This is a genomic window from Geothermobacter ehrlichii (assembly GCF_008124615.1).
Classification (GTDB): Bacteria; Desulfobacterota; Desulfuromonadia; order Desulfuromonadales; family Geothermobacteraceae; genus Geothermobacter; species Geothermobacter ehrlichii.
On record NZ_VNIB01000001.1, the window covers coordinates 112,741 to 132,583 of the forward strand.

Consider the following 19,843-nt stretch of genomic DNA (forward strand, 5'->3'; position numbering starts at 1 on the left):
ATGCGGGTTGTCAGAAGTATCGACGACTGCCGGATGATGGATGAGCGGACGGTTGTGACCATCGGCAATTTCGATGGAGTCCACCTGGGCCATCGTGAAATCTTCCGCCGGGTCATCCGGGAGGCGAAACGGCTGCGGGCTCTGTCGACGGTGGTCACCTTCGATCCGCATCCCCTCAAGGTGCTGGCGCCGGAACAGGCGCCGCGCCTGCTCAATACCCGTGAAGAAAAAGAGCGCCTGATCCGCGCATCCTGCATCGATCTGCTGGCCATCCTGCCTTTTGACCGCCATCTGGCCGCCATGGAGCCGGAAGACTTCGTGCGTGATGTTCTGGTTGAACGGCTGCGGGTTGCGAAGCTTATTGTCGGCCATGATTACGCCTTTGGGCGCGGCCGAAAAGGAGATGTGAACTTTCTGCTGCAGGCAGGCGGTCGCCACGGTTTTGAGGTCGAGCAGATGGAACCGATTATGTATGAGGGCCAGGTTTTCAGCTCCACTCTGATTCGGCGCTGTCTCGGAGCAGGTGACGTTCGCGGCGTGGTGGCGCTTCTCGGTCGTCATTTCAATCTCGAGGGCCGGGTCATTCGCGGCGCCAACCGGGGGCGGAAACTCGGTTTTCCAACCGCCAACCTGCTGACCGAAAAGGAGATTCTTCCCCGCCCCGGCGTCTACGCCGTCAAGGTGAAACTGGACGATACCTGTTACGACGGCGTCATGAACATCGGCTTCAATCCCACCTTCGGCCTGGAAAGGATTTCGCTGGAGGTCCACCTGCTCGATTTTGAAGGGGATCTTTACGGCCGATTGCTGCGGGTCTATTTCGTCGACCGGCTGCGGGACGAGCTGGTTTTCTCGTCGGCCGAAGAACTTGCGGCGCGAATCCGCCGGGACATCAGTGAAGCGAGACGGATTCTCGGTTCAAGCCGCATCGTCGAATACCGGGAATATCTCGACTGCGGCGCTGCAGTGGCGGCAGGGCAGGGAGGCGGAAATGACTGAACTGCCGGCCGGACGGGTTCAGGTTTCGGGCCGGACGACCGTGCTCGGCATCTTCGGCGATCCCGTCAGCCATTCCCTGTCGCCGGTGATGCAGAACGAAGCCTTGCGTCAGGCCGGCTTCGACGCCATTTATGTCCCCTTTCATGTTCCCGCGGCGCGTTTGCCGCAGGCGGTCGACGCCATTGCCGCCCTGGGCTTGCGCGGCGTCAACGTCACCATTCCGCACAAGGAGGCTGTCTGCACCCTGCTCGACGAGCTCGATGACGAGGCGGAACTGATCGGGGCGGTCAATACGGTGGTCAACGAGGATGGCCGACTGAAAGGGTTCAATACTGACGGCGCCGGACTGGTCCGTTCCCTGCGCGAGGATCTGGCTTTTGACCCCCGGGGACGCCGGGTGCTGCTGCTTGGCGCCGGCGGCGCGGCGCGGGCAGCCATTGTCGCCCTGGCCCGGGCCGGCTGCGTTCATATCGATCTGGTCAACCGGACCAGGTCGCGGGCCGAGGAACTGAGGTTCCGCTTTCAGTCCCGTTTTTCAGGCACGCAGATTGCAACTCATGCGCTGGATGACTCCCTGCGATCCCTGTTGCCCGACAGTGACCTGGTGGTCAATACCACCTCCATCGGCCTGCGGGGAGAGGCCTTTGCCGACTTCCCCTGGGATGCGGTTTCCGGCCGCCTCAGCCTGTACGACATGGTCTATCGACCCGGTGGGACGCCGCTGGTCAACCAGGCCCGCAGGTTGGGGGTCCGGGCTGTCGACGGACTCGGCATGCTGGCGGCCCAGGGGGAGCTGTCGTTCTGTCTCTGGATGGGGCGCATGCCGCCTTCTGGCGTCATGAAGCGACGGCTTTTGGCAGAGATTGACGATCGCAGGACCTGATGGCTGCATGCGGATCGAAAACCGACGGCCTGTCATGCAGGTCGTTCGATTCAGGAGAAGTGGCTGAAATCCAAGGTGGTTTGCTTGACTTGCCTTAACCCGTTCTATAAGATGGCAGCGGTCTCAACAGAGTTTTTTCTGCCGCGAGGGGGAATTGTCCTATTACCATGACAAGCAACAGGCTCGGCGAACTGCTGGTAAAAAACAACTTGATCGATGACGCCCAGCTGGCCCGTGCTCTCGAGGAGCAGAAGGCCACCGGCGGACGTCTTGGCGCGAGCCTGATCAAGCTCGGCTTCATCAAGGAAGAGGAGCTCGCCGCCTTTCTTTCCCGCCAGTACGGCGTGCCTTCCATCAACCTGGCCGAATTCGAGATCGACCCCAACGTCATCGCACTGATTCCGGCCGAGGTCGCCCAGAAGTACCAGATCGTTCCCGTCAATCGCGCCGGAGCGACCCTGATCGTCGCCATGAGCGACCCGTCCAACATCTTCGCCATCGACGACATCAAGTTCATGACCGGCTACAACGTCGAGGTGGTGGTCGCGCCGGAGCAGTCGATCAAGGATGCCATCGACAAGTACTACGACCAGAGCGCCTCGTTCGACGAGGTTCTGGGGGATCTCGAGGATATCGATCTCGAGGTGGTCGACGATTCGGACGACGTCGACGTCACCGAGCTGGAGAAGGCGAGCGAGGACGCGCCGGTCGTCAAGCTGGTCAACCTGATCCTGACCGACGCCATCAAGCGCGGGGCTTCCGATATCCACATCGAGCCGTACGAAAAGACCTTTCGCGTCCGCTACCGGATCGACGGCGTGCTCTACGAGGTGATGAAGCCGCCGATGAAGCTGAAGAACGCCATCACCTCGCGCATCAAGATCATGGCCGAAATGGATATCGCCGAGCGGCGGTTGCCCCAGGACGGCCGGATCAAGATCAAGCTGCCCGGCGGCAGGGACATGGACTACCGGGTCAACTGCCTGCCGACCCTGTTTGGCGAGAAGGTCTGTCTGCGTCTGCTCGACAAGTCGAACCTGCAGCTCGACATGACCAAGCTCGGCTACGAGGAGCAGGCCCTGAAGTGGTTCAAGGAGCAGATCCACAAGCCCTTCGGCATGGTTCTGGTTACCGGCCCCACCGGTTCGGGCAAGACCGTTTCCCTCTACTCGGCCCTGGCCGAACTGAACAAGACGACGGAGAACATCTCCACCGCCGAGGATCCGGTCGAGTTCAACTTCGCCGGCATCAACCAGGTGCAGATGCACGAAGAGATCGGTCTCAATTTCGCCACCGCCCTGCGCGCCTTTCTGCGGCAGGACCCGGATATCATCATGATCGGCGAGATCCGTGACTTCGAGACGGCCGAGATCGGTATCAAGGCGGCCCTGACCGGGCACCTGGTTCTGTCCACCCTGCACACCAACGATGCGCCGAGCACCATCAACCGCCTGCTCAACATGGGCATCGAGCCTTTCCTGGTCGCATCGGCGGTCAACCTGGTGACAGCCCAGCGCCTCGGACGGCGGGTCTGCAGCCAGTGCAAGGAGCCGGAAGACATTCCCAAGGAGGCCCTGATCCAGGCCGGAGCGCCGGCCGACAAGGTTGACGACATCGTCTGCTACAAGGGGGCCGGCTGCTCCCATTGCAACCACACCGGCTACAAGGGCCGGGTCGGCATCTACCAGGTCATGCCCATGTTCGAGGAGATCCGCGAGATGGTGCTGGCCGGGGCGAACACGGCGGAAATCAAGCGCGAATCGATGCGGCTCGGGGTCAAGACCATGCGTCAGTCGGCCCTGACCAAACTCGAGGAGGGAGTCCTCTCCTTCGAGGAGGTTCTGCGCTGCACCGTCGCCGACGACTGAAATCATTGGTATCCGGGCGCGGAGTAGCAGGGGGTTGAAAAGTTTTTCAACAGCCTGGCAGGAGAATCATGAGCGAGGGAACGAAGGTCAGCATTCACCAGTTGCTCAAGACGATGGTCGAGGCAGGCGGTTCCGACCTGCATATTACCACCGGCACGCCGCCGCAGCTGCGCATCGATGGTCAGATGGTGCCACTGAAGCTGCCGCCGCTGCAGCCGGCCGACACCAAGCAGCTCTGTTACAGTATCCTGACCGATGCCCAAAAGCGCAAATTCGAAGAGGAGAATGAGCTCGACCTCTCTTTCGGCGTCAAGGGGCTGGCCCGTTTCCGCGGCAACATCTACATGCAGCGCGGAGCTCTGGCCGGGGCTTTTCGTCTGATCCCCTACAAGTTTCTGACCTTCGATGAACTCGGTCTGCCGCCGGTAGTGACCAAGATAGCCCAGCGGCCGCGCGGCCTGGTGCTGGTCACCGGGCCGACCGGCAGCGGCAAATCGACGACCCTCGCCTCGATCATCGACTACATCAACGAGACCCGACACGAGCACATCATCACCATCGAGGATCCGATCGAATATCTGCATCCACACAAGAAATGCGTGGTCAACCAGCGGGAGGTCGGAGCCGATACTCATTCCTTCAAAAAAGCGCTGAAGTACATCCTGCGCCAGGATCCGGATATCGTTCTGCTCGGCGAGCTGCGCGATTTGGAAACCATCGAGGCGGCCCTGACCATCGCCGAGACGGGCCATCTCTGCTTCGCCACCCTGCACACCAACTCCTGCGTGCAGACCATCAACCGCATCGTCGACGTCTTCCCGCCTCATCAGCAGACCCAGGTACGCACCCAGCTCTCCTTCGTGCTGGAGGGAGTGCTCTCCCAGACCCTGATTCCCCGCTCCGACGGCCGCGGCCGCGCCCTGGCGGTGGAAGTGATGGTGCCCAACATGGCGATTCGCGCCTTGATCCGGGACGACAAGGTACACCAGATCTATTCGCAGATGCAGATGGGACAGGAAAAATACGGCATGCAGACCATGAACCAGGCCCTGTTCATGCTCTTTCACCAGAAGAAGATTTCACTGGAAATGGCGATGACCCGCTCCCCCGACCCGGAGGAGCTGAAACAGATGATCGCCAATCCGTCTTCCGTGCTCAAGCGGGGGATCAAGGCGGGAACCGGAGCCAAGCCGACCGCTGCGACCTGATGAGGTGAGTTATGGCCAAGTTTTCCTGGGAGGGTAAGAATCGTGCCGGCAAGCTTCAGAAGGGGACCATGGAGGCCCCGGATGAAGCGGCCGTGATCGCCGCCCTGCGTCGACAGGGGATCATGCCTTCGAGCATCAAAGAGCGGGGTAAGGGACTTGACATGGAGATCAAGATCCCCGGCCTCGAGCCGAAGGTGACCACCAAGGACCTGGTCGTCTTCACCCGGCAGTTCGCCACCATGATCGACGCCGGCCTGCCCCTGGTGCAGTGCCTCGACATTCTGGCGCGCCAGCAGGATAACAAGACGTTCAAAAAGATCCTGACCGACGTCAAGGAGAGCGTCGAGTCGGGCTCCACCTTTGCCGACGCCTTGGCCAAGCATCCCAAGGCCTTCGACGAGCTCTACGTCAACCTGGTGGCCGCCGGCGAGGTGGGTGGCATTCTCGACACCATTCTCAACCGTCTGGCCGCCTACATCGAGAAGGCGCTCAAGCTGAAAAAACAGGTCAAAAGCGCCATGACCTATCCGGCGACGGTTGTCGGCATCGCCATCATCGTCATTTCGGTCATCCTGGTGTTCGTCATTCCGCAGTTCGAGAAGATGTTCCGAGATTTTGGCGGAGAGTTGCCCGCGCCGACGCAGTTAGTCATCGAGCTGAGCAATTTCTTCAAGGATTACATCGTGGCCATCATCATCGGCCTGGTGGTTTTCGTTGTCGGCTTCAAGCGGATCTACGCCACCAAAAGGGGACGTGAAGTGATCGACGATCTGTCCCTGAAGCTGCCGGTGTTCGGCATACTGTTGCGCAAGGTGGCGGTCGCCAAGTTCACCCGCACCCTCGGCACCATGATCGCCAGCGGCGTGCCGATTCTCGACGGTCTCGACATCGTCGCCAAGACCGCCGGCAACAAGACGGTGGAAAAGGCCATCTACCAGGTGCGGGCCAGCATCAGCGAGGGCAAGACCATCGCCGAGCCCCTGGAAAAATCGGGGGTCTTTCCGCCCATGGTCTGCCAGATGATCGCCGTCGGCGAGCAGTCGGGCGCCATCGACACCATGCTCAACAAGATCGCCGATTTCTACGACGACGAGGTCGACGACGCGGTGGCCAACCTGACCTCGATGATGGAGCCGCTGCTGATGCTCTTTCTCGGCACCACGGTTGGCGGCCTGGTCATCGCCATGTACCTGCCGATCTTCAAACTGGCCGGAACCGTCGGGGGCTAGAGCACTGCGGTTATGGTTCTGGCCGGTCCCGAAGGCTGGAAGACGCAGCCGAGCCGTCGGCACCTGACCTGGTTTCTGCTGGCCAGAATCGCCGTCATCACCATCTTTCTTGGCGGGGCCATCTTCTTTCAGCTCAGGGCAGGCATGGCTGGCGGCCATCCGGCTCTCGGCTATCTTTATGGCCTGATCGTCGCTTCCTACCTGCACGCCCTGGCTTCGGTCCTTTCACTGCCGCGCCTGCGGAACCTCGTCTTTTTCACCCAGACCCAGATCGCCTGGGATCTGCTCTTCTGTTTCTGCCTGATCTATGTAACCGGCGGCGTCGACAGTCTCTTTTCGTTCAGCTTCGTCTTCGTCATCATTGCCGCCAGCGTCTTCTTCAGCTGGCGGGACATTTTGCTGGTCGCCTCGGCTTCGGCCATCCTCTACGGGGGGCTGGTCGATTTCCAGTATTACGGTCAGCTCCCGGTCCTGCCGGGCTTGCCGCTGTCGCAGGAGATCACCGGCCAGCAGGCGTTCTCTTCCATCTTCGTGCATGTCGCCGGCTTTCTGCTGACGGCGCTGCTCTGCGCCGCCCTGGCCGAACGCTGGCGGCGCAGTGAGCAGGCCCTGCAGGCCCAGAAGATCGACTACGATGAACTCGAGGCCCTGAACCGGGTCATTCTCGAAAACATCAGCAGCGGCCTGATGATCGTCAACGAGCAGGGGCGCATCCGTTCGTTCAACCGGGCGGCTGAGCAGATCACGGGTTTTGCTCTGCAACAGGTCTACAACCGGGACGTACGGGAGCTCTTTCCCCGGCTCGATGTCTTTGGCGAAGACGGTTACCGGACACGGCAGCGGGCCGAAGCCGATATCGTCGATGCCGAGGGGCAGGTGCGCACCCTCGGCTATGCCGCCAGCCTGATCCGCGATCCCCAGGAGAGGCTGCTGGGACTGCTGGTCTCCTTTCAGGACCTGACCATGGTCAAGGAGATGGAGGAGAGGCTGCGACGGGCCGACCGTCTGGCGGCCGTCGGCCGGCTTGCGTCGGCAATGGCGCACGAGATCCGCAATCCCCTGGCATCGATCAGCGGATCGGTGCAGCTGTTGATGGAAGGCGAGAACGTCAGCGACCAGGATCGGCGGCTGATGGGCATCGTAGTGCGCGAAGCCGAACGGCTGAGCGGCCTGTTGACCGATTTTCTCGCCTATGCCCGGCCGAAGAAACCGCAGGCCGAGGTGTGCGACCTGCGGCAGCTTCTTGCCGAGGCGCTCCAGGTCTGTCGTTCCGATCCACGTTTTGCCGCCGTCGAGGTCGAAGTCCGCTGTCCGGAAGGCGCCCGTTTTCTGCTCGACCACGACCAGATCCGGCAGGTGATCTGGGATCTGCTGATCAACGCCGCCGAGGCCATGCAGCAGCGGGGGCGCATCCGCGTCAGCGTCGATCCGGATTCGGGCGGGATCGCCGTCGAGGACGACGGACCGGGAGTGCCGGTAGAGTTGCGGGAGAGGATTTTCGAACCGTTCTTCACCACCAAACCGGGAGGCACCGGGCTCGGCCTGGCAACGGTGCACGGCATCGTCGAGGCGCATGGCGGGCAGCTGATCGTCGGCAAGGGCGAGCTGGGCGGCGCCTGTTTTCGCATTCTTCTCGGCCGGCAGGCCGTCTTGAACTGAATTCAGGGAAGAAAAGCATCTGGCAAACCATTTGTCTGACGTACAGGAGGCGACATTGACCACATCCCCCCACAGAATTCTGATTGTCGACGACGAAGAAAGCATGCGCGAGTTTCTCGGCATCATGCTGAGCCGCGAGGGTTACGACGTGGAGTCGGCCCAGGACGGGGGACAGGGCATCGACATGCTGCGCCGGGGGAATTTCGACCTGGTGATAACCGATATCCAGATGCCGCGTGTTGACGGTTTCGGCGTTTTGAAGCATGTGCTTGAGCATCTTCCCGAAACCATCGTCATCATGATCACCGCCTTTTCCTCGACCGAGCAGGCGGTCGAGGCGATGAAACTCGGTGCCTACGACTACATCACCAAACCGTTCAAGAACGACGAAATCCGCCTGATCGTCAAGAACGCTCTCGAGCGGCGTGAACTGCGGCGCGAGAATCGCCAGCTGCGACGAGAACTGCAGGACCGCTATTCCTTTCACAACCTGATCGGCAAGAGCAAGGCCATGCGCGTGGTCTACGACCTGGTGGAAAAGGTGGCCGGCAGCCGGGTCAATGTGCTGATCACAGGCGAAAGCGGCACCGGCAAGGAGATGGTGGCCCGCGCCATCCACTTCAGCAGCGACCGGGCCGGCGAGGCCTTCGTGCCGATCAACTGCGGCGCCATTCCAGAAAACCTGCTGGAGAGCGAGCTGTTCGGACACGAAAAGGGATCGTTCACCGGGGCGGTGCAGAGGAAGGAAGGCCTGTTCGAGGTCGCCGCCGGCGGCACCCTGTTTCTCGACGAGATCGGCGAGCTGCCGCCGATGATGCAGGTCAAGCTGCTGCGGGTGCTGCAGGACCGGGAGATCCGCCGGGTCGGCGGCACGAAAAACATTTCGGTCGATGTCCGCATCATTGCCGCCACCAACAAGGACCTGGAAAGCGAAGTCGCCGAAGGGCGGTTCCGTGAAGATCTCTTCTACCGGCTCAACGTCATCCGCATCGACCTGCCGCCCCTGCGGCAGCGCCGCGAAGACATTCCGCTTCTGATCAACCATTTCTTCGAAAAGTACACCGGACGGCCGATGCCGCAGATCGACGACACCGCCATGCGCCATCTGCTCGACTATGCCTGGCCTGGCAACATCCGCGAGCTGGAGAACGTGGTCGAACGCTGCACCGTGCTGGGAACGGCCGACGGTCCCCTGACCTGCGACGCGCTGCCCGAGCAGATGCTGAACGCCGGTCGGGGGCGCAGCGAAAGCCTGACCGACATCCCCGAGAACGGGCTCGACCTCGAACGGTACCTGGCCGACATCGAAAAGGAGATTCTGCTCAAGGCTCTCGACCGCACGGGCGGGGTGCGCAAGAAGGCCGCCGAGCTGCTCGGCATCTCCTTCCGTTCGATGCGCTACCGTCTGGCCAAGTTCGGGCTGGGAGAGGATGACGAGACTGCCGGTGACGAATAAGCGCAGATCGGGTGACGCTGCTTGTCACCGGGAGGGGGGGCGAAGGTGTCGCCCCCGTGGGGCGGTTGCCGTAAAAAGCCGGGGATTCCCGAGGTCTAGATCTCCTTAATAAATCCTTGTAAACTTGGCACCGCCCTTGCTATATTGCAGGCCAAACGCAAAATGCTAAACTTTTCGACCGTCACGGTCGATGAAATGCACGTCAATGAATTTCGTGGTTTTGTCAACCGAGTCCTGACCGAGTCCTGGAAAGGATCAATAACCAAGCAAAAGAAAGGAGAAGGAACATGCTCAAGAAGTTCCGCAAGAACCAGAAGGGTTTCACCCTCATCGAGCTGCTGATCGTCGTGGCGATCATCGGCATCCTGGCCGCCATCGCCATCCCGCAGTTCGCACAATATCGCCAGAAGGCCTACAACAGCGCAGCTCAGTCGGATCTGAAAAACAGTAAAACCAATTTGGAATCGTACTACGCTGATTTTCAGCATTACCCCGATACCGACTCCTAAACAGAGGATAGGCTGTTGGACACAAACGTAAACGAACTGTGGAGGATATGATGAAAAAAATAGCACTTCTTGCTGCTTTGATGATGGTGTTTTCAACTGGTTTTGCCATGGCTGCGACCTGGAAAAGTGGGGATTTTGCCCTGACTGATACCAACGATGACGACCTGACTATCAAGCTTTCCAATAATGTCAGTCTCAATTACGACGCTGCAACCAATGGACTTGGTTACTCAGTTGCAACCTATCATTCCAGCGGTACCCGAACCTTCGCCAGTTCCTCGGGGGATGCCCAGATCTTCTGGTATGATGGCACTCAACAGGATCCGCCGAGTGCCCCCACCGGAACAGCGTCGGCAGCTTTTGACAGCAACTGGAATGCGCTCTGAGCTTTGTTAGAGTCTGTGGTTTGTCCGAAACGGGGTGCACACTGGTGCACCCCGTTTCAGTTTGCCTTTGAATTGACTCACATGCTGAAAGAAATCATCAAAATAACATTGAAAGGCGCGGTGCGCGATCGGGTACTCCACTCTTTGCTTGTAACCGCATTGTTGATGGTGCTATTAACCCCAGTGCTCAGTTTGTTTTCAATGCGCCAAGTTCGGGAACTCTCTATTACACTCTCCCTGAGTATGATGTCTTTTGTTCTGTTGATTTTGGCAACGTTGATGGGGGCATCAGCAATCTGGCGTGACGTTGAAAAACGTTATACGGCTACTCTCCTGGGATTGCCTTTGCCGCGGGCAATTTATTTATGTGGCCGATTTGTTGGTTTGGCGCTGTTTTTGTTGATGACAGGTGTGCTGCTCGGATCGATGGTTTGTATGGTGGTTGCTATTTGTCGAGGGGAGATGTCTTCGGCATTGAACTTTAGCTGGTTTAACCTGTTAATTGCGATTACTGGCGATGTTCTGAAATACATCTTACTGGCTGCTGTTGCCTTTGTCTTTTCAGCCCTGAGCACGTCTTTTTTTCTGCCTATTTTCGGAACCATTGCTGTTTATCTTGCTGGTACTGCTTCGCAGGAAGTACTCGAATATTTGGCAACCGAGGCAGGGCGTCAACTTCCCGCCTTGTTGCGTGTTGCTACTCAGTTCTTTTGTTACCTGTTGCCTAATTTTGCCGTCTTTGATTTCAAGGTACAGGCCATTTACGGCCTGACAATTCCCGTGAAAGGGTTGCTGTACGCCGCGATTTATTTCGTGGTTTACACCGGCATTCTTCTTGTCTTGGCGGTCAAGGTTTTCGATCGCAGGGAACTGCAATGAAGAGCTGGATTCCCCTTGTTCTGTTGGTGTCCATTTATGCGGCGCTTCTGCTGCCGCTGAAGCAGTACATGGATACCAGGCCGGTAGCGGTCAAGCTTGGCTACCTACCGGAAGGAACGGTTCTGCGTTATACGGTGGGCGACCAGAAGCCGCTGGTGGCCGAGATGGCGGTGCTGAAGGTTCTGTTCTATTTCGGATCGCTGATCGAGCAGTGGCAGAACCGGGTTGTCATCCCGCCTGAATACTACAACATGTACCGCATGATCGAGACTGCGATAAGACTCGATCCATACAACATGGATGCCTACTATTTCGCTCAGGCGGCCTTTACCTGGGAGGTTGGACACGCCAGGGATGTCAACCGTCTGCTCGCTTACGGCATGAAATACCGCACCTGGGACTGGTACCTGCCGTTTTTCCGGGCGTTCAATGCCGCTTATTTTCTCAAGGATTATCGGACCGCCGGTGATGACATGAAACGGGCGGCCGAGTTGTCGGGCAGTTCGCTTTTTACCAAACTGGCGGCACGTTATTTTTACGAGGCGGGACACAATGAGCTGGGGATCGTTTTTTTGCGCTCGATGGTCAAAAAGGAGCGGGACCCCAAGGTGAAAAAGGCATTTGCCATGCGGCTGGAGGCCCTGGAGAAGGTTCAGCGACTGGAGGCGGCCGTCGATTCCTTTCGTCAGCGTTTCAGTCGGCTTCCGGGCAATCTGGATGAGCTCGTCACAACCGGTTTGATCGATGCGATTCCGGACGACCCCTATGGTGGCCGGTTCTATCTCGAGCCGAACGGCAAAGTGCGTTCGACCAGTTCCTTTGCTTCCGTCCAAAAGAAGTACGAGCATCAGCCATGAACGCCATCGATATCGAACGTCTCTGCAAAACCTATCGCGGCAAGCGTGGGGCCAGGGTTGTCGCTCTCACCGATTTGACGTTGCATGTCGCTGCCGGTGAAGTCTTCGGTTTTCTCGGGCCCAATGGCGCCGGCAAGAGCACCACGATCAAGATTCTCACCGGGCAGATTCGTCCCGGTGCCGGCGATGCGAAAATTTTCGGTGTGCCGGCCGTCTCGCCGGAAGCTCGAGGCCGGGTGGGCTACCTGCCTGAAAACCCGTCTTTTTTTCACTTCATGACCGCCCTTGAATACCTGGATCTTGTTGGCCGCGTCTATGGCATGAACAAACAGGATATCCGCCGGGAGTCGGAACGGGTTCTTTCATTGCTCGAGCTGGAGCAGGCCGCCAGGCGGCCCATTCGGGGTTACAGCAAGGGCATGGTGCAGCGTCTCGGACTGGCCCAGGCTTTGTTGCATGACCCCGATCTGTATATTCTCGACGAACCAATGAGCGGCCTCGATCCGGTCGGTCGGGCGCTGGTCAAAAAAATTATCCGGGAACTGAAAAAGAAAGGGAAAACGGTTTTTTTCAGCACCCACATCACTGCCGATGTCGAGGAAGTCTGTGACCGGTTGGCTGTTCTGGCCGGGGGGCGTTTGCGGGCCCTGGAATCGGTCGATTCCCTGCTTCACGAGCGGATCGAAGGATATCGCATCCATGGGAGCTCCCCAGGCGACGAACACAGCCAGCGACTGGTTTCGCCGTCCGAGCTGAAAACGACCCTCGAGACTCTGCTGCAGGCCGATTTTCAGGTCGAGCGCATCGAGCCGGTGCGGCAGAACCTGGAAGACTTTTTTCTGGAAACGATCAGGGGAGACTCGGATGCGAATAAGTAGGGGCTTCCAGCTTCTCTTTCTTGTTTTTGTCGTTTGCGGTGTTTTCTACCCGGCCATCTTTGCCGGCATCAATTCGGTCGATGACTGGCGCATGTTCTACGATCTCGAGGTGATGGCCGAGAAGAGCCCCTGGGCGCTTTTTTTGCCGACGCCGGGGTTTTACTACCGCCCTCTGCTGATGTTGACCTTTGTGGTCGACTACATGTTGTGGGGGCAGGAACCTTCCTTCTATCATCTTGTCAACATCCTGATTCACGCCGCCAATGCCTGCCTGATTTTTCTTTTGACGGAGTCCTTGCTGAAGGTCGGGGATGAAGAGGGAGAGCCCGGACCCTGGCCGTTGCTCGCCGGATTGCTGTTTGCCGTTCATCCGATCGTGACCGAGTCGGTCGACTGGATTTCCGGTCGTACCGATCTGCTCGGATGCTTTTTTGTGCTTCTGGCGACCCTGGCGATTGTGGCTGCTAATCGCCGCCGGAATCTGGGTTTTGTCATCCTGGGGGTGGGGGCCATGATTCTGGCCATCATGTCCAAGGAAATCATGGTTTTTTTTCTGCCGCCGGGGGCTTTTCTGCTTTGCCGGCTATCTCCGGCAACGCACGGCACTGCTTGGTGTCGGCAGGCGGTGACGGTATTCCTGTCGCCCTTTGTCTTTGCGGGGTTGCTCTATTTTGGTCTGAGAATCCAGAAATATGGCCTTGGTGCCGGGTTCTCTGCGTTGCTACACCGTTACGACTATGGCCTGTTTGACACGGTTCGGGTCTTCTTCAAGGCATTCGGGTTTTACGTCAAGAAAATGTTTTATCCGTTGCCGCTGAATTTCGCCATTGTCAGCGCCTCGGATGCCTATGTGTGGGTCGGGATAGCGGCGGTGGCGGCCATGGTGTTCATGCTACGCAGGCGGCTGCTGGGGCTCGATCTGGTAGCCGTCAGCTTTTATCTGGTATTTCCCGGAGTGTTGATTGCCTTGACCAACATTGCCTGGACGCCGTTGGCGGAGAGATATGTCTATCTGGCGACGGTTTTTCTGGTGACGGGCCTGGCACATCTGCTGCGGGATATTTCATTGTCAATGCGTCGAGAAACTGTCGTCGTGGGTTGCCTGGCCGTTTTACTCTTGCCCATGACGGTAGCGACCGTCGAACGCAATTTCGTCTGGCAGGACAATGCGCGTCTCTATGCCGATACCAAAGTTAAATCACCAGAGTTTGCTGCCATGAATAATGAGCTGGCGATAGCATTGATAAACGCAGGTGATTTGAAAGCTGCGGAAAAGGTTTTGGCGGAAGGCAAAAAGAAGGCAACGTCATCTCCGCTGCTTTACATCAATCAAGCACGTATTTATTTGAAACTAGGTGAATACGACGAGGCACGGAAGGAAATACTTCAAATATGTACTGACAAGTCATCGGCTAATATTGAAGCGCTAAAAATGCTGGCAAGGATCGACGAGATAAGGTTTTCTAAATCAGCGGATGACGGTGTTATGAAACAGTTGCTGGATACTTATCGGGTGTTGACCTTTCGCAAGGCCGACCCTTTTTACGATTATCGGTATGGACAACTGCTGTTGAAGGCAGGAGACAGGACCAGGGCTCTGGAGCATTTCAAAGCGGCTGCGCTACGGGCTCCAGCTGGCAGCCACTACAAATTGGCGGCAGCAAAATTGGTGTCTCGATTGCAACAGAACTGAACAGATGAAAGCCTATTTTCAACTTCTTCGGCCGCACCAGTGGCTCAAGAACCTGATGCTGCTGTTTCCGCCTTTTCTGGGGGGGACGCTCTTGGGGGGGCATTACTCGTCAGGACAGTTGCTTTGGCCCCTCGTTGCTTTCTGCCTTGGCTCGAGTGCCACCTACATTGTCAATGATATCTGCGATGTCGAGCAGGACAGACTTCATGCCCGCAAAAAACACCGCCCCCTGGCGGCGGGGAGGATTGGGGTTCGTCTGGCTGTGGTTTTGGCGGTTGTTTTTGCGGCAGGGGCGGTTGCCGGCGCCTGGTGGGTGTCTGCCCGGTTTCTGGTGTTTCTGTTGCTGTATCTCGGTGTTTCACTCGTTTATTCATTATGGCTGAAGGACATGCCGCTGGTCGAGCTCTTTTGCGTGGTCAGCGGTTTTCTTTTGCGACTTCTGGCCGGCGGCGAGGCCTATGGGGTGGCGATTTCCGACTGGCTGTTCCTCAGCGTTTTTCTGCTGGCGCTTTTTCTGGTCAGTGGCAAAAGACTCAGCGAATTGCGTCATGAGGGTGGGGAGGCGCCGGAAAGGATCCGTTCGGTTCTGGCCTGTTATCCGCAGGGATTCCTGGAAGGATGCATGTTGCTGTCCGGATCCGCGGTCCTTGTCACCTACACGATGTATGTCATCAGTCACCAGAGCACGATCTGGGTCATCCCGCTGAGCTGTTTTGGCCTGCTGGCATTCTGGAGGAGGGTTTTGTCGGGCAGGGGAGGCGATCCGACCCGGGCTTTGCTCATGGATCCCTGCCTTTTCATCGCTGGCGTCGGGTGGGTTGTTGTTGTTGGATGGAGTGTTTATGGGTAAGTCGCTCGATATCGCATTTTACCGGTATTCGCTGTTGAATCGCGGTGGTGACCGTATGGTGATCGAATATGCGAACCATCTGGCTGATATCGGGCATAGCGTCACACTTTACACATCGGTTGACAAAACTGTATTTCACGTCTCTTCGAAAATCGTCCGCAAAAAGATCCCTTGGCCAGGACGAATTGGTTTTCTTGCCTGGACATCTGTTTGCAGATTGCGGCATGCAATTACCATTGTAGACATCATTCATCTGACTCCTTTGTTACGATGTCGTGGCCATCTCGTCTATTTCGCCCAAGCCGATGATGTGGAGTACTACGGAAAACCTTTCAATCGATGGATTGTCGATAAGCTCTATCGTCGTTTTTTTCGAAAAGACGGTTTCTGCATCGCGGTCTACAAGCATTTGACCGAAGCTTTTCGCCAGCGTTATGGCGCCAAAAACTGCTTCACAGTAGTTAATGGGATAGATCTCAGAATCTTCCATCATGAACCGGATAGCGATCTATTGGCTGCCAAAGGGAAGAGGCGTGCGATCTTTTTTATGTCACGGGGCGATCATTATCGTAAGGGATACGATTTAGCCTTGCAGGTTTTCGCACGACTGTCCGACGAGATTTCCGATCAGATCGAATTGTGGGTCTGTGGTGATTCCTTGCGTGGGGATTTCAGCTTTCCGGTTCGTCAATTCGGTGTGGTTGATGATAGCCGCCTGCGACAGATCCTGAGTAGCGTCGATATTTTCTTTTATCCGTCGCGGCACGAAGGGTTTGGTCTTTTCCCGCTGGAGGCGATGGCATGCGGCAGTGTGGTGGTGACGACCGACGCTGTTCCCTATGCCTGTAACTATGGTTGTATTCACCAAACCGGCATCGGTGACGTTGAAGCCATGGTGAGAGAGATTGTCGGGCTGGTGAACGACCCGGAACGGCTGGCCGCCGATCGAAGAGAGGGGTTTGCGGTTGCCGGGCGCTATGATCTGCGGCGGAGCTGCGATGCGTTTGCTGACGTGCTTGAATCCTTGCCGGGAGGGGCCTGTGCGCATCGGGATTGACGCGACCACCATCTATACCGCTCGACCGACGGGGCTGGGGATCTACAGCATCAACGTCATTAACGAACTGGCAAAAATCCACGACAACATTGTCGTTTGGACGGTCGACGATTCTCGGTTGAATCTGCGCCCGGAGCAGGTGCGCCGGGTGATGCAGCCGTTCCGATTTCTAGGCAACCAGCTTTTTCAGCTTCGCCCGCTTTGGGTTCAGTGGATTCTTCCCCGCCTGATAAAGAAGGAGGGGGTCGATATCCTCTACACGACGATCCCAAACGGTCTCTGTGGTAGCCCGGTGCCGCATATCCTTACCGTACACGACATCATTCCACTGGTTTTTCCGGAAGACGCTCCTCGAATGGTGCGCTGGAACTTCCGCTACCGCCTGCCGAAAATTTTCGACCAGGCGACAACCGTCATCGCCGTATCTGACTATACGCGGCAGGATCTGCTCCGACATTACGCGCTCGACCCGGCGAAAGTGGTCGTCGTCAGTGAGGGGTACGACCGTGAGAATTTCCGGCCGCGGAACGATCTTGCGGGGTTGGAAAAATATGGTCTGACGCCAGGCGGGTATCTCCTCTATGTTGGCAACAGTAGCCCGCGGAAGAATGTGGCCCGGCTGATCGAGGGGTTTGCGCGGGTCCGCGATTCATTCCCCCATGATCTGGTCCTGGCCGGCAGCAAAATACCGACGCAGATCGCACAAATAAAAAGTACGGCGGCACGTTACAAGGTTTCCGACCGGGTCAAACTTCTCGATTATGTACCCTATGGCGACCTGGGCTTGCTTTATAGCGGTGCGGCCCTGTTTGCCTTCGTTTCGGAATACGAGGGATTCGGCTTGCCGGTGCTCGAGGCTATGGCCTGCGGCGTGCCGGTGTTGGCGGCTGACTCGACCTCTCTTCCGGAAGTGGTCGGCGATGCCGCCATGCTGGTCAATCCTCGGGATGCGAAGGGGATCGGCGATGCGTTGCGCACGATTCTGGGAGATGAATGGCAACGGGCAGAAATGAAGCGTAAATCACTGGCCAGGTGCCGAGAATTTTCCTGGGAGAAGACCGCCCGGGAGATACTGAGGCTGTGTAAAGCCGGCCTGAGCTCATGAAAGGCAAACTTTCGATCGAAATCTCTGCGCAGGTTGCGAGCCGCATCGTCTGCAGCGTACTGGGGCTGGTCCTCATTACCCAACTTTCCCGCTATGTCAGTGTCGAGGATTTTGGCGTTTATACGCTCTCTTTTACAGTCCTTGCCTTCTTTTCGCCGGTTGTCGAGATCGGATTGAATACCATTGCCATCAGGGAGATCGCGCGCACTCCTGAGAAAGGCCCGGCTATTTTTTCATCGGTTATCGCGGTCAAACTGCTGATGGCTGTACTGGCATTTGGCGGGGCAGTGTCTTTCGCTCTGTGGCTGGGGAATGATGCGAGGCAGCAAACGGTCATTATCCTGACATCGCTGGGTCTGTTTAATTTAGTTCTCGGTACGCTCGATATTCTGCTCATTGTCAGCCATCGCATGCTGGTATGGGCTGGGATACAGATAGTGGCCGGCCTTGTCGGTTTGTCGGGTGTCATGGCAATGATCTGGGCTGGGTTGGGGCTGCCGGTTATCGTTCTGGTTCAGGTCGGCTCGCTTTTTGTGGTTTATGCCCTCGCTTTCCTGTATTTGCGCCGGGAGATGAACCTGGGCTTGCCCGACAGGAGGATGGTCTTCTATCTGGTCAGGGAATCACTCCCTCAGGGAATCTCCGGGGTCATTACGGCTTACTATTTTAATGTCGATATGGTGATGGTCGCCAAGATGGTTGGCACCGAGGGAGTGGCCTTCTATGGTGCCGCTTACCGGCTGCTGAACCTGATGTGTTTTGTGCCGCATGCCATCATGATGACTTTCATGCCGATCCTGACCCGTGCTCTGGCCACCGAGAAAGAGGATTTTTCCAAGCTGTTTCGGTATGTTTTCCACCTGATGCTGTTTCTCGCCCTCCCGATCGCCCTGTGGGTGGGGTGGTTCGCCGAGGACATCATCACCCTGATCTATTCGTCGACCTATCAACCGGCCGCGGCGGCGTTAAGGATTCTCGTTTGGGCAGGGGTGGGGGTTTTTCTCAGTCATCTTTCCGGCTATGCTCTCGTTATTCTCGGCCGCCAGAAAACGGGGATGATTATCAGCGCGACAACCTTGGCGCTGAATGTTGCTCTGAATTTCTGGTTAATCAAAACCTGGGGTTTCCTTGGGGCGGCCTGTGCTACAGTGATCTGCGAAATGTTTGTTATTTTTGCAGGTTATGGCTTCTGTTATCATTACCAGCGTGTCGTTCCGTTTAGCCAAAAGCTTGTCCGCAGTTTCGTTGCTTCGATTGTCATGTTGGTGGTTCTTGTCGTCGGTAGAGGGCATTTTTACGTGACCTCGATGGTCGCTGTGGTGCTGATCAGCGCTGGTTTTTTTTGGACACTGCGTGAGAAAGAACGATTATCGTAGTTGCGTGAACTGAAACAGGGCGCTTGAGCCGATTTCTGGGGCAGTTTCCTCCCTTCGGTTTCGATTATGGAAAAGTTTTCGAGACCGTTTTTTAGGTGTTACGATGCCGCCCCCTACGCAGCCTGGCAGCGAGGGACGAGCGACTGGTCTGGATGTACAGAGATAGTTATCACCTGATGCGTAAGTTGTTTTTCCGAAAACTTTTCCAGAATCCCGTTTCGCTGGTAGAAAGTTTGGCGAATTCCTCCGGGGTGTAGACCACAGATCGAGCGCAAAGGGAAGTTGTTCAAGCAGAGCGCTGAAGTGCTTTGGCCGCTCGACGAAGGGGAGATCGACATTCGCGACAACGAGCAGATCGATGTCCGACCAGGCGTGAACCTTGCCCCGAACCAGAGAGCCGAAGAGGTAGGCAGCTTCGACTTCGGGAAGTTCGAGGGCTTGCCTGAGTCGGTCGACGATGTCTGTCATGGAGTAGTCAAGCAGGCTGACGGCCGGTCGGCTCTTGTCGAGGATTTTCACGATTCGATACGCCTGCGGATTTCGTCGAAGATGGCTTGTGCCGCGTCCAGGGCTTGCTGGGCCTGTTCTTTGGTGATGACTTCGAAGGGGGCGCCGGCCGGAATGGCATCGGGATAGCGGTCGGTCAAATAGTACAGGTCGAGCTGACGGGCGTGTTTTTCCAGTCATCCGTTTTCACCGAGGGTTTTAACGGTTTGAAAGAGGGAATGTGTCCGAATGATGTCATAGCCGAGCTTGAAGCACCAAGCTTTGAGCGCTTTTTTACTGGCTTGTTGCGCGATGAAGCAAGTTTGAGCAAAAAACTCCCTGAAGACTGTGGCGGGCCCAGTCGAGGTCGTTGCGTGCCTAGTTGAGCCAGTTGGTATAGCGGTTCATGGAGGTCCCTCGATTGGTAAATAGGTTACGTAATCGTTCATTCCCAAAGTAAAAGGC

18 protein-coding genes and 1 pseudogene are annotated in these 19,843 nt (G+C 57.2%); 17 read left to right on the plus strand and 2 right to left on the minus strand.

From position 1 onward, the window contains the following. The 17 genes from EDC39_RS00465 to EDC39_RS00545 all read left to right on the plus strand — a co-directional run bounded on the left by EDC39_RS00465 (position 1) and on the right by EDC39_RS00545 (position 18,892). Positions 1-999 (plus strand): bifunctional riboflavin kinase/FAD synthetase, encoded by a 999-nt coding sequence (locus EDC39_RS00465; RefSeq protein WP_148894136.1) that lies wholly within the window; start codon positions 1-3, stop codon positions 997-999. Further along, on the plus strand, positions 992-1,882 hold the full coding sequence (gene aroE / locus EDC39_RS00470) for a shikimate dehydrogenase (protein WP_148894137.1): 891 nt from the start codon (positions 992-994) through the stop codon (positions 1,880-1,882). Before EDC39_RS00465 ends, aroE begins: the two co-directional genes overlap by 8 nt. 167 nt (positions 1,883-2,049) lie before the next feature. Next, positions 2,050-3,750 (plus strand): type IV-A pilus assembly ATPase PilB, encoded by a 1,701-nt coding sequence (gene pilB / locus EDC39_RS00475; RefSeq protein WP_148894138.1) that lies wholly within the window; start codon positions 2,050-2,052, stop codon positions 3,748-3,750. A gap of 68 nt (positions 3,751-3,818) precedes the next feature. Further along, positions 3,819-4,958, plus strand: coding sequence for a type IV pilus twitching motility protein PilT (locus EDC39_RS00480; RefSeq protein ID WP_148894139.1), 1,140 nt, complete (start codon positions 3,819-3,821; stop codon positions 4,956-4,958). 11 nt (positions 4,959-4,969) lie between these two features. After that, positions 4,970-6,187 (plus strand): type II secretion system F family protein, encoded by a 1,218-nt coding sequence (locus tag EDC39_RS00485; RefSeq protein WP_148894140.1) that lies wholly within the window; start codon positions 4,970-4,972, stop codon positions 6,185-6,187. A 12-nt stretch (positions 6,188-6,199) separates the two neighbouring features. After that, positions 6,200-7,846 (plus strand): two-component system sensor histidine kinase NtrB, encoded by a 1,647-nt coding sequence (locus EDC39_RS00490; RefSeq protein WP_148894141.1) that lies wholly within the window; start codon positions 6,200-6,202, stop codon positions 7,844-7,846. Positions 7,847-7,901: 55 nt separating this feature from the next. After that, positions 7,902-9,302: a sigma-54-dependent transcriptional regulator gene (locus tag EDC39_RS00495; RefSeq protein ID WP_281289689.1), complete on the plus strand. Its 1,401-nt coding sequence runs from the start codon at positions 7,902-7,904 to the stop codon at positions 9,300-9,302. Between the two features lie 287 nt (positions 9,303-9,589). Beyond that, the gene (locus tag EDC39_RS15685) at positions 9,590-9,811 is read left to right on the plus strand and encodes a type IV pilin protein (RefSeq protein ID WP_148894142.1); all 222 of its coding nucleotides are present in this window, start codon (positions 9,590-9,592) and stop codon (positions 9,809-9,811) included. 50 nt (positions 9,812-9,861) lie between these two features. Beyond that, positions 9,862-10,197, plus strand: coding sequence for a hypothetical protein (locus EDC39_RS00505; protein ID WP_148894143.1), 336 nt, complete (start codon positions 9,862-9,864; stop codon positions 10,195-10,197). An 81-nt stretch (positions 10,198-10,278) separates the two neighbouring features. Then, complete coding sequence (locus EDC39_RS00510) at positions 10,279-11,076, plus strand: ABC transporter permease (RefSeq protein WP_246140142.1); 798 nt, start codon at positions 10,279-10,281, stop codon at positions 11,074-11,076. Then, positions 11,073-11,933 (plus strand): hypothetical protein, encoded by an 861-nt coding sequence (locus tag EDC39_RS00515; protein ID WP_148894144.1) that lies wholly within the window; start codon positions 11,073-11,075, stop codon positions 11,931-11,933. Before EDC39_RS00510 ends, EDC39_RS00515 begins: the two co-directional genes overlap by 4 nt. Next, on the plus strand, positions 11,930-12,811 hold the full coding sequence (locus tag EDC39_RS00520) for an ABC transporter ATP-binding protein (RefSeq protein ID WP_148894145.1): 882 nt from the start codon (positions 11,930-11,932) through the stop codon (positions 12,809-12,811). The genes EDC39_RS00515 and EDC39_RS00520 overlap by 4 nt, the downstream gene beginning before the upstream one ends. After that, positions 12,798-14,504 carry a tetratricopeptide repeat protein gene (locus EDC39_RS00525; protein ID WP_148894146.1) on the plus strand — a complete coding sequence of 569 codons (1,707 nt, stop codon included), beginning with the start codon at positions 12,798-12,800 and terminating at the stop codon, positions 14,502-14,504. Before EDC39_RS00520 ends, EDC39_RS00525 begins: the two co-directional genes overlap by 14 nt. 4 nt (positions 14,505-14,508) lie before the next feature. Continuing rightward, positions 14,509-15,354, plus strand: a complete 846-nt coding sequence (locus EDC39_RS00530; RefSeq protein WP_148894147.1) for a decaprenyl-phosphate phosphoribosyltransferase — start codon at positions 14,509-14,511, stop codon at positions 15,352-15,354. Continuing rightward, positions 15,347-16,411, plus strand: coding sequence for a glycosyltransferase family 4 protein (locus tag EDC39_RS00535; RefSeq protein ID WP_148894148.1), 1,065 nt, complete (start codon positions 15,347-15,349; stop codon positions 16,409-16,411). Before EDC39_RS00530 ends, EDC39_RS00535 begins: the two co-directional genes overlap by 8 nt. After that, on the plus strand, positions 16,395-17,516 hold the full coding sequence (locus EDC39_RS00540; protein ID WP_187426569.1) for a glycosyltransferase family 4 protein: 1,122 nt from the start codon (positions 16,395-16,397) through the stop codon (positions 17,514-17,516). Before EDC39_RS00535 ends, EDC39_RS00540 begins: the two co-directional genes overlap by 17 nt. Next, positions 17,513-18,892, plus strand: coding sequence for a flippase (locus tag EDC39_RS00545; protein ID WP_148894150.1), 1,380 nt, complete (start codon positions 17,513-17,515; stop codon positions 18,890-18,892). The genes EDC39_RS00540 and EDC39_RS00545 overlap by 4 nt, the downstream gene beginning before the upstream one ends. On the opposite strand, the gene EDC39_RS00550 is transcribed toward EDC39_RS00545, so the two are convergent. Then, positions 18,884-19,411: a nucleotidyltransferase domain-containing protein gene (locus EDC39_RS00550; protein ID WP_148894151.1), complete on the minus strand. Its 528-nt coding sequence runs from the start codon at positions 19,409-19,411 to the stop codon at positions 18,884-18,886. The genes EDC39_RS00545 and EDC39_RS00550 overlap by 9 nt on opposite strands. After that, positions 19,408-19,776 (minus strand): annotated as a pseudogene (locus EDC39_RS15490) (HEPN domain-containing protein). The gene EDC39_RS00550 and the pseudogene EDC39_RS15490 overlap by 4 nt, the downstream one beginning before the upstream one ends. Positions 19,777-19,843 lie beyond the last annotated feature (67 nt).

Bases quoted from the DNA above. Each gene is read 5' to 3' on its own strand.
- EDC39_RS00465 (WP_148894136.1), top strand. From the start codon at position 1: ATGCGGGTTGTCAGAAGTATCGACGACTGCCGGATGATGGATGAGCGG.
- aroE (WP_148894137.1), top strand. From the start codon at position 992: ATGACTGAACTGCCGGCCGGACGGGTTCAGGTTTCGGGCCGGACGACC.
- pilB (WP_148894138.1), top strand. From the start codon at position 2,050: ATGACAAGCAACAGGCTCGGCGAACTGCTGGTAAAAAACAACTTGATC.
- EDC39_RS00480 (WP_148894139.1), top strand. From the start codon at position 3,819: ATGAGCGAGGGAACGAAGGTCAGCATTCACCAGTTGCTCAAGACGATG.
- EDC39_RS00485 (WP_148894140.1), top strand. From the start codon at position 4,970: ATGGCCAAGTTTTCCTGGGAGGGTAAGAATCGTGCCGGCAAGCTTCAG.
- EDC39_RS00490 (WP_148894141.1), top strand. From the start codon at position 6,200: ATGGTTCTGGCCGGTCCCGAAGGCTGGAAGACGCAGCCGAGCCGTCGG.
- EDC39_RS15685 (WP_148894142.1), top strand. From the start codon at position 9,590: ATGCTCAAGAAGTTCCGCAAGAACCAGAAGGGTTTCACCCTCATCGAG.
- EDC39_RS00505 (WP_148894143.1), top strand. From the start codon at position 9,862: ATGAAAAAAATAGCACTTCTTGCTGCTTTGATGATGGTGTTTTCAACT.
- EDC39_RS00510 (WP_246140142.1), top strand. From the start codon at position 10,279: ATGCTGAAAGAAATCATCAAAATAACATTGAAAGGCGCGGTGCGCGAT.
- EDC39_RS00515 (WP_148894144.1), top strand. From the start codon at position 11,073: ATGAAGAGCTGGATTCCCCTTGTTCTGTTGGTGTCCATTTATGCGGCG.
- EDC39_RS00520 (WP_148894145.1), top strand. From the start codon at position 11,930: ATGAACGCCATCGATATCGAACGTCTCTGCAAAACCTATCGCGGCAAG.
- EDC39_RS00525 (WP_148894146.1), top strand. From the start codon at position 12,798: ATGCGAATAAGTAGGGGCTTCCAGCTTCTCTTTCTTGTTTTTGTCGTT.
- EDC39_RS00530 (WP_148894147.1), top strand. From the start codon at position 14,509: ATGAAAGCCTATTTTCAACTTCTTCGGCCGCACCAGTGGCTCAAGAAC.
- EDC39_RS00535 (WP_148894148.1), top strand. From the start codon at position 15,347: ATGGGTAAGTCGCTCGATATCGCATTTTACCGGTATTCGCTGTTGAAT.
- EDC39_RS00545 (WP_148894150.1), top strand. From the start codon at position 17,513: ATGAAAGGCAAACTTTCGATCGAAATCTCTGCGCAGGTTGCGAGCCGC.